Raw genomic sequence first — 15,493 nt, 5'->3', positions numbered from 1 at the left:
AAGGCACCGGCCATATATGACCGGCCGTCACGGCAGGCTGTCCGGCGACCGCACTCGGTGGTCGAGGGGTGCGACGTGACGGATCAGCTCGGCACGCTGCAGCACCGGCTGCGGACTCGGTCGGGGTTGACGCAGGAACAACGGGCTCCGGTTCCACAACGGGGCCGTATGGGTGTCGAACTTCAACATGGGCACTTTGATGCGGGTGCCGGTGACCGGCACCCGAAGTGCGGGGCTCACCCGGCATGCCTGAACGGCTCCTGGGGCGTGAGCCCGGTGTTGGTCGGGAACTCCTCCAGACCGTCAGTTGCCGGCGTCCTCGACGCGCGGGACCAGGCGCATGGTGGTGCAGCTCGCCTGCGGACCGGTGATGGCCCCGATGATGTAAGCGCCGTAGCGACCGTACTTGTGGCGGTAAGCGGCGTCGACCTGGTAATTGACGGCTCCGTCGGCGTCCTCGAAAGAGACGTCCTTCGTGACGCCGCCCGCGTGGACGCTGCCGCGCCCGTTGGCGCGGGTGCCGCGGTACCAGTCGGACCCCGGGCCGTTCACCGACCTGATGTACAGATCGTCGCCCACGCGCACCACCCAGATCGTGCGGGGGCCGCTCAAGCGCCGCTTCGCCACACGGAGGCCACGCGCAGTTCCTCGGCGTGTCCGATGCGGTCGAGTTCGTCGCTGGTCCAGGTGGTCATCGGCGCGGCTCCTCGGTTCGTGCCGTCGGGTTCGCCGCAGTGCGCTCCGTGGTGGGGGCGCGGTCGTCGAGGGCGTCGCGTTCGCCCGCGGCCATGTCGAGCAGGACCAAGGCGTCGTGCTCGGGAGTGCCGGGCGCGGCGAAGTAGGTGGTCAGGCGGTGGCCCGGGGTGCCTTCCAGGTTCAGGGACTGGAAGCAGAGCGTGAGCTCGCCGACTTCGGGATGGCGGAACCGCTTGCGGCAGCGGGCGATGTTGCGGTGCTTGGCCGGCCACTCGTCGATACCGGCGAGCAGGCGCAGCCCGCCCGGATTCGCGGCGAGGATGTCGGTGGTGCGGCTGAGCACGTAGCTGGGATTGGGCCGCACCGTCTCCAGCAGCAGCTTCACGTCGGGCCGCACGGTGCGGCTGGGCACCGGGTGCGGTTCCGCGGCCGATCGTGCGGCCCGGGCGGCGAGGCTGCGCAGGTGCTCGTGCTCGTCCTCCTCCAGCAGCAGGGCCCGGGCGAGGGCGTCCACCACCGACGCGCTGGGGCGGGTCTCCCGGCCGCGTTCCAGACGCGTGTAATGGTCGATGCTGATCCCGGCCAGGGTGGCGAGCTCCTCGCGTCGCAGCCCCGGTGTGCGCCGCAGCCCCGTGCCGGCCTCCAGTCCGGCTTCGGACGGACTCACCAGGGCGCGGCGTGCGCGCAGGTAGCGGCCCAGCTCGGTGCCGGCGGCGGGAAGATCACGTGTCATGGTTCCAGTCTCGCGGGGCTGTGACCTGGGCGGGAGGCATGTGGGGGGCCCTGTCACTCCCCGGAACAGCGCTCCCTGGAACAGCCCGGCCTGCCGCGGCACCACGCCGGACGGCACCATCGACAGCGTCGAGGCCCTCACCCGCACCATCGGGCCCAGGGCTCGCGCACGTTTCCGGCGCTCCGGCGAGTCCCTGACCGCCCTCGGCGCCGGCGCCGCGCAGCACCCGGTCAGCACCCCTCTGCTGATCGCAGCCGCGCTCGGCGTCGCCACGGCCGCCGGACTGTGGTGGCTCTACTTCGACGTCGTCACCCATATCGTGCGCCACCGGCTCCACCAGTCCCGGGGCACACCCGGCTGGCGCTTGCCTCCAGCGCGTACGGCGTCGGCCACTTCCCGATGGCCGCGGGCATCGTACTCACCGCTCTCGGCGTCGAGGGCGTCGTCGCACACGCCGGCAGCAGCCACCACCTGGGCTGGTTCTACGCCGCCGTGCTGTGCGGCGGCATCGCCGCCTACCTCGCCGGACTGCTGGTGTTCGGCTGGATCGCCGTGAAGGTCTGGGGCCCGTTCCGTCTCGCGGCCCTGATCCTGACGCTCGCCTGGTGCCCGGCAGCAGCCGCGCTGCCGCCCCTCGCCGCGCTCGGCGGCGTTCTCGTCGTCCTCGCGGCGGTGGGAGCCGCGGAGACGTGGCGCTACGCGGAGCTGCGCCGCCACGTGCGCACCTGATCCGGGCCAGGAGCCCTGACCTGCACAGATGCGTGGTGGGGGGTCGGTTGGAAACGCGACACCCGAGCCGTTGACCGGGGGTCACGTCACCGCTTGACAGCGACTCCCGCATACGCCGGAGCCGCCTCCTGCCAGCCTTGGTGCAGCTGCCCCTGCGGCCGCCACAGGGGCAGCTGCACCAAGCCGGGATCGACCAGTTCGAAGTCCCCGAAGAACTTCTCCACCTCGGCCCGCGTCCGCAGGACCAGCGGCGAGCTGGCACCGCTGTAGATCCGGGTGGTCTCCGCGGCCATCTGCGGCGTCATCAGGTCCTGCGTGCCGTGCGAGAGGATCAGCAGGCTTCCCGGTGCCAGTGCGTCCCGCAGCTGAGCCACCGTCTCGGCGGCCCCCTCCTCGTCCCGGACGAAGTGCAGCACCGCCACCAGCATCAGGGCCACCGGCCGGGAGAAGTCGAGTGCCTGCTTCAGGCCCGGATCGGCGAGTATGGCGGCCGGGTCACGCAGGTCGGCGTGGAGCACCGTGGTGTGCCCGGCCGGGTGGTGGGCCAGCAGGGCACGAGCGTGGGTGAGGACGATCGGGTCGTTGTCGACATAGACCACGCGGGCGTCCGGAGCGACTCGGTGGGCGACCTCGCTGGTGCTGCCCACCGCCGGGATCCCGGTGCCGATGTCCAGGAACTGCCGAACACCGCAGCCGACCGCGAACTCCACCGCACGGCCGAGGAACTCGCGATTGATCCGGGCCCCGAGCCGGGCATCGGGCATGAGCGCGATGATCTTCTCGGCAGCCTCCCGGTCGGCCGGGAAGTGGTCCTTGCCACCCAGGTAGTAGTCATACATCCGCGCAGGGTGGGGGATTCCGGTGTTCAGCTCCGCCGGAGGCTGCCACTCCCCTGTCACGATCGAGGCCATCTCACCGGGTGCCATCTCGTACTGCATCAGCTCTCCCCGAAGTCTCTGACGTCTCGTCAAGTCATCCTAGCCAACCCGGGCAGCGGCGGTGACGGGTCCACGACCTCACCCGACCGTCCGCCGGTGCAGCAGGAGGGCCGTCACCGCCACGCCCGTGAGCGGCAGCAACGCGCCGATCAGCCGGGGCGTGGGGGAATCGGCGACTCCTTGCTGATCCGGTAACAGATTGAACGAATGTGATGCAGGGCCATGGAGCGCGGTGGCACGCTGGTGGCTGGTTGCGGTGCCTGTGTGGATACGGCCTTCGGGCCGGCTAGGGGTGGGGACGTGACAGCAGGTTCGGGCCGGGTGTGGGTGTGGCGAGTCGTGGCGGGGGCCTGCGCCGTGGGTACGGTCGCACTGGTGCTGACGGCGGTCCTGGTGGATCTGGAGTCGGCCGACAAGGCTGCGAGTGTCGTGGGGGCCGTGGTCGCGCTGGCCGGGCTCGTAGTGTCGGTGTGGCAGATCACCGCAGTCTCCACCGGCGGCTCCCAGGATCCCCCAGGAGCTGTCCAAGTGCACGCCTCTGGGGCTCAGTCCTTGGCGGTCGGCGGAGACGTGATCGGCAGTGCCATCGGGAAGGGCAGCAAAGTCGTTGGGCAGCCGCCCGTGGCTCCCGGCAGGTCCGGGCCCGGCGTGGACGATGCGGCCCGCCGGGATGTCCGAGCCAGTGGGGACGGTTCGCGAGCCATCGGAGGAACCGTGAGCGGCAGCGCGTTCGGCCTTGACAGCGAGGTTCGATGACATCCCCCGATGAATCTCGGCAGCCCATCGAGACTCGGCTGGACGTCAGCGGCGAAGGGGCGATCGGCATCGCTGGGGACGTGCTGTACAGCGTCGTCGGCAGCCCTGGTGCCCGCGTCACGGTGGTCAACTCCTCGCCCGAGCCGTGGCAATCACCCAGCTGGCCCGCTCTGATCGGCCTGCTCCCCGACCGGGCCGGGTTCTACCAGGACCGTTCACAGACCCACGAGATCGCCGACGCCCTGGCCGACGGTGGTGCCGCCGTGCTCGGGCAGGTCATCACCGGCACGGGCGGTGTCGGGAAGACCCAGCTCGCCGCCGCGTACGCCCGCACCGTCTGGGAGCGCGCCGTCGCGGGTCCGCAGACGGACGATGACGGGGCGGAGCCGGTCGAGGTACTGGTCTGGGTGAGTGCCACCAGCGCGCAGGCCATCACGAGCGCCTACGCCGAGGCCGCACGCAAGCTGATCGACGGCGGCCTGCGAGGAGTCGACGCCGAGACCGCTGCCCGAGAATTCCGCGGTTGGCTGCGTACCAGCGGACGCCGCTGGTTGGTCGTCCTCGACGATGTCCCACAGCTTGCCGAGTTGAACGACCTGTTGCCGCCCGAGGTGCGAACCGGGCGGACGCTGGTCACCACCCGCAGCCGCGATGCCGCCTGGACCACGGACACCCGGCGCGTCATTCAGATCGGGGTTTTCGAGCCCCTTGAGTCCCGCGCCTATCTGCGGCGTGCCCTCGGCCGTCCCGAGCGGAACCCGGAGGACAGCGACGCCGACCTCGACCGGCTGGCCGACGCCCTCGGACATCTCCCTCTCGCGCTCGCACAGGCAAGCGCCTACCTCGTCGAGACCGGGCGCACCATTGACAAATACCTGGACCTGCTGGAACGCCGGGCCAAAACGCTCACCGAGCTGATGTCCCCCATCGGCGGCCTTCCGGACAAGCAGACCCGCACCGTCGCCGCCCTGTGGGACATGTCCATCGAACTCGCCGACGCCCACCGACCGGCAGGACTGGCCAGGCCGCTCCTGGAGCTGGCGTCCGTCCTCAACAGCGATGGCATCCCGGTCGCGGTCCTGACCAGCGAGGCCACTCGGGGCTACCTCACCCTCCGCCGACCCAGGGGATCAGCCCCGGAGCGGCAGGCCGGCGAGGCCGTCGACGAAGTGGCCGCGGAGGACGCACTGACGGCCCTCCACCGACTCAACCTCGTTGACCGACTCACCAGCCGGCAGACCACGGTGGTTCAGACGCACCAGCTCCTCCAACGCGCCGTCCGGGAGAGCCCACATGGCCGCCCGTCGGCACCGGATCCCGTGCCCGCAGCCGCAGACGCGCTCCTGGAGGTGTGGCTGCAGACCGGACAGGAGCGGGACAACGGAGACCGTCTGCGGGCCGGGGCCGCCGCCCTCAGGAGGAATGACACCCGGGACGCCCTGTGGCGGCCCGGCATGCACCAGGTCCTGGAAATCCACGGCCGGAGCCTCGGTCAAACGGGCCTGGTCCGAGCGGCGATCGAGTACTTCTCCGGCCTCACCGCGGACACGGAGCGCCAGCTGGGCGCCGACGACCCGCACACCCTGGTTGCCCGCGGAGACCTCGCATACTGGCGTGGAGAAGCCGGGGACCTAGTGGGAGCGGTCGAGGCCTACCAGCAGCTCCTGGCCGACCGACTGCGTGTGCTGGGCCCCGATCACCCCCACACCCTGATCACCCGCAGCAACCTCGCAGTACGGCGCGGGGAGCTCGGGGACACGTTTGGCGCAATCGAGGAATACGAGCGTCTACTGCCCGGCCTGGTCCGACGGCTAGGACCGCTCCACCCCGATACCCTGACCGCCCGGCACAACCTCGCCATGTATCGGGGACGGTCAGGGGATCCGGCCAGCGCCCTGGCCGCATACGAGCAACTCGTGCCCGACCTGGTCACCGTCCTGGGACCGGACCACCCCAACACACTCAGGACCCGGGGCTCGCTCGCCCACTGGCAGGCGGCGTCGGGAGACCCGGCTGGCGCGATGAAGGCCTACACGCAACTCGTGGCCGACCAAACACATGCCCTGGGGGCGGACCACCCCGACACCCTGACCACCCGGGGGGAACTCGCCCAGTGCCTGCACGCCGCGGGAGAGCCGGCTGCGTCGGTGGTGACGACCTTCGAACTGCTTCTCACCGACATGGAAAGGGTCCTGGGGCCCAGTCACCCGGTCACCTTGACCACCCGGCTTGAGCTGGCCAACGCGCAAGGCGCAGCGTGCGCACCTGCCGAAACCGTCGCAGGCGACCTGGAACGACTCCTGACCGACATGGAGCGTGTTCTGGGGCCCGAGCATCCCATCGTCCTGGGTGCCCGGATCACCCACGCCCATTGGCACAGCATGGCGCGAGATCCGGCCGCTACGGCGACGCTTCTGGAGGAGATCCTCGGCCACCTCGTCGACGATCAGCCGCAGGATGACGGCCCCGGCCACCCGGACATCGTGAACATCCGCGAGCTGATCGCCTTCTGGCAGGTGCATACCGACGACTCGGCCGACACGGCCGACGCGGCGGACGTACCTGAACGGCTCCTCTCCGACCGACTGGTAGCCCTTGGCCCTGACCACCACGTCATCCTGGAACTCCGGCACCGGATCGCTCACTGCCACGAGCGAACCGGTGACACCGCCGCTACGGCTACGGCGTTCCAGGCCTTCGTCGACGCCCAACTTCGAACCCTGGGACCTGACCATCCGGACACCCTGGGCTCCCGCCGGAGCCTCGCCCACTGGCTCGGTGTCGCAGGCGACGCGCCAGGCGCGGCGCAAGCCCACGAGCAACTGCTGGCCGACCACCTACGGCTCCTGCCACCCGACCATCACGACGTCCTCGCCGTCCGGCATAACCTCGCGGGCTGGCGAGCCGAGGCCGGCGGAGACGCGGCCACAGCGGTTGCGGACTTCGAGGCGCTGCTACCTGACCTCCTCCGCGCCCTGGGCCCGGACCATCCACTCGTCGAAACCACGCGTCGGAGCCTTGCCAGCTGGCGGGCAAAGGCCGACGGCCCGGAAGACACCATCGGCCTCATGGCCGAGCTCCTGCGTCAGAATCCCCACGCTCGTGTGATGGTCAGTGCTGGCGGTGTGCGGGTCTACGGCGCTCCGGGAACATCGAAGGGCAGCGAATCAGCTGGAGCCCTCGCCCGCGTCCAGACGTGGTGGCGCAGGCTCCGGAGATAGAGAGATCAAGGAGCGTACGAGCGGGCCACCCTGGAAACCCCGGAACCGTCACCACCGTCCTTCGCTTTGCCAAGACATCGGCTGGGGAGGCTGAACCTGCTGGCGGATGCTCAGGAGGTTGTCCCCCAGCCAGACCCGCGGAGGAACGCTCTGGACCCCCAGAGCAACAAGCAGGCCCCGTGAGCAGTACAAGGACTGAGGACTCGCCGGAGTCCTACTCCGCCGCAGCGTCATCATGGCTTCGGTCCTGGCTGTCAGCGAGGGCGTGAGACAGCCGTGCCTCAGCCGTCTGACACCTCCGACGGACTGTGCTGTCCCCAGCCGCGTGTGGGCCGCTCGGGCGACGGCCGCTCGCGTGGACGGGGCCGCGGCGCAAGATGCGAGCCCGCAGGTCAGCGCCGTCGAGCCGCGCCCCGACCGACGACGGCCGGCCCACGCCGCCTTGCTGTGCGAAGGCCCGGAGCCTGGCAGGCGCGCCGCGTGCGAGCCGGGTGTCCGAGCAGCTGCACACCGCCGCAGTTGCCGTTCGCCCTGCCCCCGGCCACCGTAGGGAGGTGGAGTCCTGCAGCGGCCGACGGATCGCCTTCGGCCTTTCGGGATGCCGGATCGACGCGAAGCCACGAGCGGCGCGTCCGCCGATCGACAGCCACTGAAGCGGCTCGGCGGCGAACATCTCGGCCGCACCGGGTGCGTACACCTCGGGCACCCGGCGTTTCCGTGACCGCGTCCTCCCGGCCCGAGCGCAAGGAAGCAGCACATATGACCGAGGCCCGACCCGGAGTGGACCGGTACCCCGCCGACGGACCGGCGGGGTTACCTCCACAGCCGGAGAACGACCACCAGGAAGCCGTCGCCGACCTGCGGCGCGTCGGGATCGATCCGGATTTCTGGTATCCGGTGGCCGTGTCCCGAAGAGTACCCAGGGGACGCACCTTCGCCGCTGTTTTCGCCGGTGAGCGGATCGTGCTGTACCGCGGCCGGAGCGGCAAGGTCCATGCCTTGGAGGACCGGTGTGCACACCGCCAGGTGCCCCTGAGCCTGGGCGTCGTGGAGGGGGAGGCGCTGCGCTGCTGCTACCACGCCTGGGCCTACCGCGGAAACGGCCACATCTCGCAGATCCCGTATCTGCCCAAGGGGTGCGAGCGGCCGCCGCGCGGCGTGCGGTCATACCCGGTCCGTGAGGCCTACGGCCTGGTGTTCGTCTTCCCCGGCGCCCCGGGGAAGGCCGAAGGGACGCCGTTTCCGGTGCTACCCGAGTTCCATGCGGCCACGCACCGAACCATGACGTTCTCCCGCACCGTGCGGTGCCACTACTCCTTCATGCACGAGAACCTGCTGGACATGAACCACCAGTTCCTGCACCGGGGTGTGCTGGGCAGGATCCAGCCCGAGCTTCTGGGGTACGAGCGCGGTCCGCGGTTCGTCGAGGCCCGCTACCTGTTCGTCCCCGCCGGGGGCAGGAAGGACCGCGGTGCCGGTCTGCTGGCCGCCGAGGGGCTCGGCGGGCGGCAGAAACCCGACGTCGTCACCATCCGCGCCGAGTACCCGTACCAGACCCTTCAGGCCGTTCCCGACGGTGCCGAACTCCCGGCGTTCTCCCTCTGGGCGGCCTACGTGCCGGAGGATGCCGACCAGCGCACCAACCACGCCTACGGCCTGCTGATGATCGCGAAGCCGCCGGTCCCCGGGGTGATCCACTTGGCGTGGCCGCTGATCCGGCGCTTCACCGAGCGGGTGTTCGCACAGGACCGGATGGCGGTCGAGGCCGAGCAGCGGGCCTGGGACGAACAGGGCGAGGACCGGAACCACGAGGTGTTCCCGTTGATCCTGGACGTCCGCGACGTCCTGCGGACCAACGGCGTGCCCCTCCGTCCCGAGCAACTCGGCGTGGGTGGACCACAGGGCGCGCCGCCGAGCGTCAACGGCTTCCCGGAAGGCCCCGGCCCGGCGGCCGACGGGTCCGCCGGTCACGGATAGTCCCGGGAGGAACGGATCTCGGTCCACAGCGGTGTCTCGATGCCCGTTACTGCGGAGGCGGGGGCGCCGTGCAGGAAGGCCACGAGGTCCGGACCCGTGACCATCACTCACCTCAACGGGAGCGCGACCGGATCGGGGGGCGGTCGTATCCCCTGGCCGCCCTGCTCGGCTCCGCCACGGTCCACAGGCGGCCCCCTAGACTCGGTGTCGCCGAGAGGAGAGCAATGGCGGACGGGCAGTACCAGGTACGGACGATCGGCTGGGTGGAGTCACCGCTTCTGGAGCGGGCGGAGGCACCCAAGCAGGGCGACGAGGGCGGACCGGACGTCTGGCTGGTCTTCGACCCCTCGGTGGCCCAGGGTCTGCGGGACCTGGAGGTGGGACAAGACGTCCTGCTGCTCACCTGGCTCCACCGCGCCGACCGCGAGGTGCTCGCTGTCCACCCGCGCGGGGACCTCTCCCGCCCGGAGACCGGTGTCTTCGCCACCCGCTCGCCGGACCGCCCCAACCCCATCGGCCTGCACCGGGTCACCATCCTGGCCGTCGAAGGTCTGCGGATCCGGGTCAGTAACCTCGAGGCCCTGAACGGCACCCCCGTATTGGACGTCAAGCCGGTATTGGGCCGGAGCACCGAACGCTAGGGCCACTCTCAGAGATCTTGCCGGGCGCGCAACGCAGTTCGAGCCCTCGGTTGTCGTACCCACGGGCATCCCTGCCGGCGCAGACGTAGGAGCGCCCGCAGAGGCCCGGCTCAGCTCGATCAGCAGCAGCCACTCACAGGCACTACGCCCCGGAATCCACCCACGGCCGCCTGGGGTGACGGCCGTCGATGCCGTCACCGAGGGTTCTCGAAATCGAAGCGGCAGCCGGCGTCCCACTCGGAGCGCTGGTTGCCGTGGGCTGCGAGAGCGCACCACGACCCCCGGCGGCCGAACGGGTATCTGACTGGTATTCACCACTTTGAATCGCGCAGGTCCCTCCACTGCACGATCGAAAACTGCACGGCCCCCGACAGGAGCGGCAGGCGCAGGCCCTTGGCAGGACCGTCAACACGGACCGGGGCCGTCCCCGCGCGGGCGGGGAGCCGAGATCAACAGTTCATCCACCCCGGCGTGGTCCGGGGGCCCTTGGGTCTCCCGTACGCCGGGTCACCCCGATATTACGGGCAACCGCCTGCCCGCGTACCGCAGACTCAGACCGAGCACTTTTCCGACCGAAGGATGGTTTTCATGGTTGACCGGCCCCTGACGCTGATGGCAGTGCACGCCCACCCCGACGACGAGGCCACCGGAACCGGGGGTGTCCTGGCGCGGTATGCGACGGAGGGCGTTCGCACTGTCCTCGTCACGTGTACCGACGGCGGTTGCGGTGACGGACCGGGGGGTGTCAAGCCGGGCGAGCCGGGGCACGATCCGGCGGCTGTCGCCGCCATGCGTCGTCAGGAACTCGAGGCGAGCTGCGAGGTCCTGAAGGTCAGTCATCTGGAGCTGTTGGAGTACGCCGACTCCGGGATGATGGGCTGGCCGGCCAACGACGCGCCCGGGTCCTTCTGGCAGACCCCGGTTGAGGAGGGCGCCGCCCGTCTGGCCGAACTGTTGCGGCGCTACCGGCCCGATGTGGTCGTGACCTACGACGAGAACGGCTTCTACGGCCACCCCGACCACATCCAGGCGAACCGCATCACGATGGCGGCGCTGGCGATGACCGGGATGACGCCGAAGGTGTACTGGACGACGGCGCCGCGCTCGATGATGCAGCGGTTCGGGGAGGTCATGCGCGAGTTCGGCGCGGACTGGGAGGAACCGGATCCGGCGGAGGCTGCCGCGATACCCGAGATCGGACTCCCCGACGAGGAGATCACCACCTGGGTGGACACCACCGAGTTCGGCGCTCAGAAGTTCGATGCGCTGGCCGCGCACGCCAGCCAGGGCGAGAACATCTTCTTCCTGAAAATGGGCAAGGAAAGGTTCACGGAGCTGATGGGCGTGGAGACCTTCGTACGGGTCCAGGACACCACCGGCGCGGCCGTGCCCGAGAACGACCTCTTCGCCGGGCTGCGCTGATCCACAGCGCAGCCCGGGCCGTTGGCGTGACCGGACCCGGAGGACCAGGTCCGGTCACGGCCGGCCCGTCGGCTTCGCGCTCGCCGTGGCCCCGGCGGCGGCGACGATCGAGGCACAAGAGCGATTGACTTCCGTGGCGGCCCAACCGGACGGCAGGGGTCGCTGTGGAGGGGGCGGCCTGCCGCTGAAATTGGCGGAGCGCGCAGCCCTGGGCGGTGGAGAGCGCTTGATCGGGCGTCGGTGGCGGTGATGCGGGAGGGGGTGTCCGAGGTCTACGGTATCGCCCCTTTCGAGTCTCCGGTCCGAGGTCTGTGCCATGGCGCCGTTCACTGAGAAGCCGTTCGTCACTCGCCGACTGCGCTCGCCGGTTCTTCGCCACCTCGACCGAGCCGTACCACCGCGCGGAGGCCCGTGAGGCCCTCGTCGCCTGGGACTACGACATCGCGGACCTGGAGACTGCCGAGGCCAGCCGGATACGAGCCCGGTTACCCTCGTTCGACGCCGAGCCGCAGGCGCTTCTCCGAACCGAGATTTCTGACTGCCCGTCAGTATTACTAATCTCTAAAAGCGGACTTGACGGGTGGTCGGAATCGGTTGAACCCCAGGTCAGACCTCATTGTCAGTGCCCCCTCGTAGTGTGGAAACAACGTTGGAGGGGGCGCCGGAAAGGCGTCGAAAGAGTGTCGGAAAAGGGGTAGAACCATGTCCGCGACCAGGATCAAGCACAAGGTCAACCACGTTTCGCTCGTGGTCGACAGGTCCGGCTCGATGCGCCAGCACGAGGCGCAGCTTGTCCGGGTGGTGGACGAGTTCGTGAAGGGCCTTCAGGAGGAGTCCGACCGGCTCGGTCACGAGACCCGCATCAGCCTCTACGCCTTCGATCACGAGGTGAAGAACCTGGTCTGGGACATGGACGTCAAGCACCTGCCATCCCTGCGGGGGCTCTACGAGGTCAACAACGGTGCGACGGCGCTGATCGAGGCGGCCGTGAAGTCCATCGACGACCTGAAGAACATCTGGGAAGGATATGGGGAACACTCCTTCCTTCAGGTCGTCGTCACCGACGGCGAGGAGAACGCCTCCGGTTGCTCGGAGACCGGAAAGATGCACATCCGCATGGACGGCAGCCAGGGCACCGCCGTCCTGCGCAGGTGGACAGGCCGCATCCAGAGCGCCATGGACAACCTCCCTGACCACTGGACCTCGGCGATCCTGGTCCCGAACTCCCTGGCCAAGCGCACCGCTCAGGAGTACGGCTTCCCGGCGGGCAACATCGCGATCTGGGATGCGGACTCCAGCAAGGGCGTCGAGGAGGCCATCGGCACCGTCAAGACGGCTGCCACGAGCTTCCTGCGGGGCCGCGAACAGGGCGTGCGCGGTACCAGGAACCTGTTCACCATGGGCCAGGACTTGAGCACTGCCGAGGTGAAGGCCAATCTCGATGCCCTGGACACCGGCAAGTACTTCCTCATCCCGGTCGACCAGCAGACGCAGATCCGCGACTTCGTCACCCGCGCCGGGCACACGTACAAGACCGGCTGCGCCTACTACGAGCTGTCCAAGCGTGAGAAGATCCAGGGCAACAAGCAGCTCGCCGTGGCGGAGAAGGACCCGGCCACCGGCCGGATGACGGGCAGGGTGTTCTCGGGCCCGGCGGCCCGCCAGCTCCTCGGCCTGCCGGGGTCGGAGGCCACGGTGAAGCCGGGCGACAACCCGTCGTACACCGTGTTCGTCCAATCGACCTCCGTCAACCGGAAGTTGGTGCCGGGCACCAAGCTGCTGGTCATCCTGTAACTGAGAATTGCGATCCAGTCACGGATTTGGCGCCAGACCGGCGGAGCACTCTGGCAGCCTGTCCGAGCTGTGCCTCGCGGACGCGGGAGCCTGACACCCGGTCAGCCGGGGCGCGCCGGGTCTACGGCAGAGGTCCTTTGCGGCGGCTGTGCAACTTGTCTGCAACTTCCGACATCGCGCCCTTGCGCGCAGCTGCTGGTGGCGACAACCTGGAGCACGCCGATCAATGCAGGGAGTGACGGACGTGGGGGGCCATGGCTGTCTGTGCTGAACCTTCGAAATCCCGGATCGCGTACGCCGGCGGCCTCCTGAGCTGACTCGGCGGCCCCTGTCGGCGTCCGATATCCCTCACCCCAACCACCTCCCGCCGCAGGCACGTTCACCAAACGCCTCCCGTCCGGGCTCCGGGCAGATCCATCGCGAGGCAACCCTCCCGTTGGCGACCGCCGGTCAAGGACGAGCAGCCAGACATCCAGGGAACGGAGTGACCATGCCAGCTGCCATCATCGGGCGCGAGGGACCGCTGACGGGGCGGCGGTTCCCGGTCGGCGACACCCCTGTGACCTTCGGCCGCAGCAGCGAAAGCTCTGTGGTGATCGCGAGCCGGAGCGCCTCGCGCCTCCACGCCGAGATGCTCCGCGAAGGCGGCCGCTACGTCCTGTACGACCGGGGCAGCCGTAACGGGACGCTGGTCAACGGGAAACGCGTGACGTCGCACGTCCTCACGTCCGGCGACCTGATCACCATCGGAGGCGAGGTCTTCCGCTTCGAGATCGCCGACTCGATGGAGACGATCACGGAGTTCATCTCCCCCGCCGTCATCGAGAGTCGCGGGCCGGTCCTGAACGTCACCGTCTCGGGCGGCGGTCCGGTGGGGCTCGCCTTCGCTCTGCTGCTCGAACACCTGATGGGCCGGCAGGTGGCCGTCACGGTGTACGACGGCCGCTGGACCGAGGACGGCTCGCGCGTCGTCTGGAAGAACGATGCGCAGGGCAACGTCCGGCGGCAGCAGGTCGTCACCGTCCAGAGTCGCCAGTTCCTGAACCTGCCGGAGGAGGTCCAGGAGCGGCTGTTCCGCGCCGGTGCGTACTCCGAGATGTGGCCGGCCGGGCCGGACTCCATTCGCGGCTACGGCCCGCGGAACATCCGGATCGCCTACATCGAGGACACCTTGCTGGAGATGGCGAACGAGAAGCCCGACACCATCCGGCTCGCTTCCACCGTCTTCGACCCTGCCGAGCGGCGGGAGGAGGTGGTCAAGGATCACGTGCTCGCCATCTGTGAGGGGAGCCGTTCCCGGACGCGCGAGTACTTCGCCGAGAGGTTCGGCACCCCCGACACGTCCATCTACTCGCTGAACGGACAGCACGTCCAGGACGTCGTGCTGGGCCTGCGGGTGAAATCCGACCTGTCGGATCCCATGACCGTCCTGCTGACCGTGGCCCAGAACCGCTTCCTGTTGAACTCCCTGCGCGGCGAGGGCTTCCTGAACATGCGCCTGACCGATGCCGAGGCGAAGGAGGTGATCGGCGTCGACCCGGTCCGGCACGTCTTCGAGGAGTGCGTCGCCTCTCGGCCCTGCCTGATGGCCCGGGAGGACGGCGGCGACTTCCGCTGCTCGACTCATGGCACGCTCTTCCTACCCGCCCTGGTCCGGGGCTCGGCACTGTGGAAGCGGATACTGGAGGGCCTGGTCCTCTTCGGCGTCGCCGAGGAGAACCTGACCGCCGTCACCGGCTTCCGCCTCGACATGGTGCAGCGGCCGCGGTTCACCGCCGAGCTCTACTCCGCCACCTCCAACACGCCCGGGACCTACGGATTCCTGCTTGGGGACGCCGCCAACGCCATCCACTTCTGGCCGGGCCGCGGACTCAACAGCGGCCTGGCCTCGGCGATCTCGCTCGCGCGGTCACTCAGCGACAGCTGGCGCGGGAAGGCGTTCCGCGACGCTGACTTCGTCCGCCACGAAGCGGCCATGTCGATGCTGCAGTACCGGCACAAGAGCCGAGCGTGGAAGGCCATGGTCACCAGCGACGGACACGGCGTCAGCTGCGCGATCAAGGACAAGATCGCCTGGAGCATCGAGGAGGCAGCTCCGGAGAGCGCGGAGGGCGAAGCACACCTCGACGCGCTGATGGACCGGCTGCGGAAGATCCGGAACCGCCTGTCGCCCCGGCTTCCGGGCATGCCCGACGACCGGGCTCTCCGCGACCACCTGCGGCGGCTGAATAGCGAGACCGTCCGGATCCTGGTGGCCAGCGGGCCCTGGGACACGTTGGTCGTCGGCGGCGAGGAGGTCGACCTCGACATCTTCTACCGCGGCCGGCAGCGCCCCGACGCAGCCTTGACCGAGACGACAGAGCTGCGTCCACAACCCGCTCGGCGCGACGCCCACGAGATCCCGCCTCGGCCGAACCACCGACCGGCGGCGCCGGGTCCGCTCAGCTCGAACCCGCCGCCTGCCTGATTCTTGTCCGGATCGCCGGTAGCGCTGGGTCATCGGCTACCGCCGACCCTCGGAGAGCCGGCGCCGGGGTGGCCGGTGCCGCGATCCCCTGCGAGCAGTCCGTCATGCGTGCGATCCGA

General features: G+C 69.5%; 10 protein-coding genes and 1 pseudogene. 8 read left to right on the top strand and 3 right to left on the bottom strand.

Annotated elements, in window-relative coordinates; genetic code table 11:
* Positions 1-303: 303 nt before the first annotated feature.
* Both FB465_RS33350 and FB465_RS33345 read right to left on the bottom strand, forming a co-directional pair.
* A complete protein-coding gene (locus FB465_RS33350; RefSeq protein ID WP_425461231.1) occupies positions 304-585 on the bottom strand; it encodes a DUF2255 family protein in 282 nt (93 codons plus the stop codon).
* A gap of 106 nt (positions 586-691) precedes the next feature.
* The gene (locus FB465_RS33345) at positions 692-1,429 is read right to left on the bottom strand and encodes an MmyB family transcriptional regulator (RefSeq protein WP_145796584.1); all 738 of its coding nucleotides are present in this window, start codon (positions 1,427-1,429) and stop codon (positions 692-694) included.
* Between FB465_RS33345 and FB465_RS38035 the strand changes: the two are divergent.
* A pseudogene (locus FB465_RS38035) lies at positions 1,428-1,718 on the top strand (hypothetical protein); the annotation flags it as partial. The gene FB465_RS33345 and the pseudogene FB465_RS38035 overlap by 2 nt on opposite strands.
* 110 nt (positions 1,719-1,828) lie before the next feature.
* Positions 1,829-2,158: a low temperature requirement protein A gene (locus FB465_RS37615; RefSeq protein WP_145796582.1), complete on the top strand. Its 330-nt coding sequence runs from the start codon at positions 1,829-1,831 to the stop codon at positions 2,156-2,158.
* Between the two features lie 86 nt (positions 2,159-2,244).
* Here FB465_RS37615 and FB465_RS33330 read toward each other — a convergent pair whose 3' ends face one another.
* Positions 2,245-3,096 carry an SAM-dependent methyltransferase gene (locus FB465_RS33330; RefSeq protein ID WP_246193031.1) on the bottom strand — a complete coding sequence of 284 codons (852 nt, stop codon included), beginning with the start codon at positions 3,094-3,096 and terminating at the stop codon, positions 2,245-2,247.
* A gap of 752 nt (positions 3,097-3,848) precedes the next feature.
* On the opposite strand from FB465_RS33330, the gene FB465_RS33325 reads away from it, so the two are divergent.
* The 6 genes from FB465_RS33325 to FB465_RS33300 all read left to right on the top strand — a co-directional run bounded on the left by FB465_RS33325 (position 3,849) and on the right by FB465_RS33300 (position 15,374).
* Positions 3,849-7,073, top strand: a complete 3,225-nt coding sequence (locus tag FB465_RS33325; protein ID WP_145796581.1) for a tetratricopeptide repeat protein — start codon at positions 3,849-3,851, stop codon at positions 7,071-7,073.
* 759 nt (positions 7,074-7,832) lie between these two features.
* On the top strand, positions 7,833-9,050 hold the full coding sequence (locus FB465_RS33320) for an aromatic ring-hydroxylating oxygenase subunit alpha (RefSeq protein WP_145796580.1): 1,218 nt from the start codon (positions 7,833-7,835) through the stop codon (positions 9,048-9,050).
* 224 nt (positions 9,051-9,274) lie between these two features.
* Entirely contained in the window at positions 9,275-9,691 is a 417-nt protein-coding gene (gene tsaA, locus FB465_RS33315) for a tRNA (N6-threonylcarbamoyladenosine(37)-N6)-methyltransferase TrmO (protein WP_145796579.1), read from the top strand.
* Between the two features lie 588 nt (positions 9,692-10,279).
* On the top strand, positions 10,280-11,113 hold the full coding sequence (locus tag FB465_RS33310) for a PIG-L family deacetylase (protein ID WP_145796578.1): 834 nt from the start codon (positions 10,280-10,282) through the stop codon (positions 11,111-11,113).
* A 702-nt stretch (positions 11,114-11,815) separates the two neighbouring features.
* Positions 11,816-12,907 (top strand): vWA domain-containing protein, encoded by a 1,092-nt coding sequence (locus tag FB465_RS33305; protein ID WP_145796577.1) that lies wholly within the window; start codon positions 11,816-11,818, stop codon positions 12,905-12,907.
* A 490-nt stretch (positions 12,908-13,397) separates the two neighbouring features.
* Entirely contained in the window at positions 13,398-15,374 is a 1,977-nt protein-coding gene (locus tag FB465_RS33300) for an FHA domain-containing protein (RefSeq protein WP_145796576.1), read from the top strand.
* Positions 15,375-15,493: the final 119 nt, after the last annotated feature.

The sequence above is a fragment of the Kitasatospora atroaurantiaca genome, from assembly GCF_007828955.1.
GTDB lineage: Bacteria > Actinomycetota > Actinomycetes > Streptomycetales > Streptomycetaceae > Kitasatospora > Kitasatospora atroaurantiaca.
Note: the sequence above shows the minus strand (reverse complement) of the source record. Positions and strands in the feature narration are given on the sequence as shown.

Excerpts from the sequence above, each read along its gene's own strand:
- FB465_RS33330 (WP_246193031.1), bottom strand. The coding sequence starts at position 3,096 with ATGCAGTACGAGATGGCACCCGGTGAGATGGCCTCGATCGTGACAGGG.
- FB465_RS33305 (WP_145796577.1), top strand. The coding sequence starts at position 11,816 with ATGTCCGCGACCAGGATCAAGCACAAGGTCAACCACGTTTCGCTCGTG.
- FB465_RS37615 (WP_145796582.1), top strand. The coding sequence starts at position 1,829 with ATGGCCGCGGGCATCGTACTCACCGCTCTCGGCGTCGAGGGCGTCGTC.
- FB465_RS33345 (WP_145796584.1), bottom strand. The coding sequence starts at position 1,429 with ATGACACGTGATCTTCCCGCCGCCGGCACCGAGCTGGGCCGCTACCTG.
- FB465_RS33300 (WP_145796576.1), top strand. The coding sequence starts at position 13,398 with ATGCCAGCTGCCATCATCGGGCGCGAGGGACCGCTGACGGGGCGGCGG.
- FB465_RS33310 (WP_145796578.1), top strand. The coding sequence starts at position 10,280 with ATGGTTGACCGGCCCCTGACGCTGATGGCAGTGCACGCCCACCCCGAC.
- FB465_RS33325 (WP_145796581.1), top strand. The coding sequence starts at position 3,849 with ATGACATCCCCCGATGAATCTCGGCAGCCCATCGAGACTCGGCTGGAC.
- tsaA (WP_145796579.1), top strand. The coding sequence starts at position 9,275 with ATGGCGGACGGGCAGTACCAGGTACGGACGATCGGCTGGGTGGAGTCA.
- FB465_RS33320 (WP_145796580.1), top strand. The coding sequence starts at position 7,833 with ATGACCGAGGCCCGACCCGGAGTGGACCGGTACCCCGCCGACGGACCG.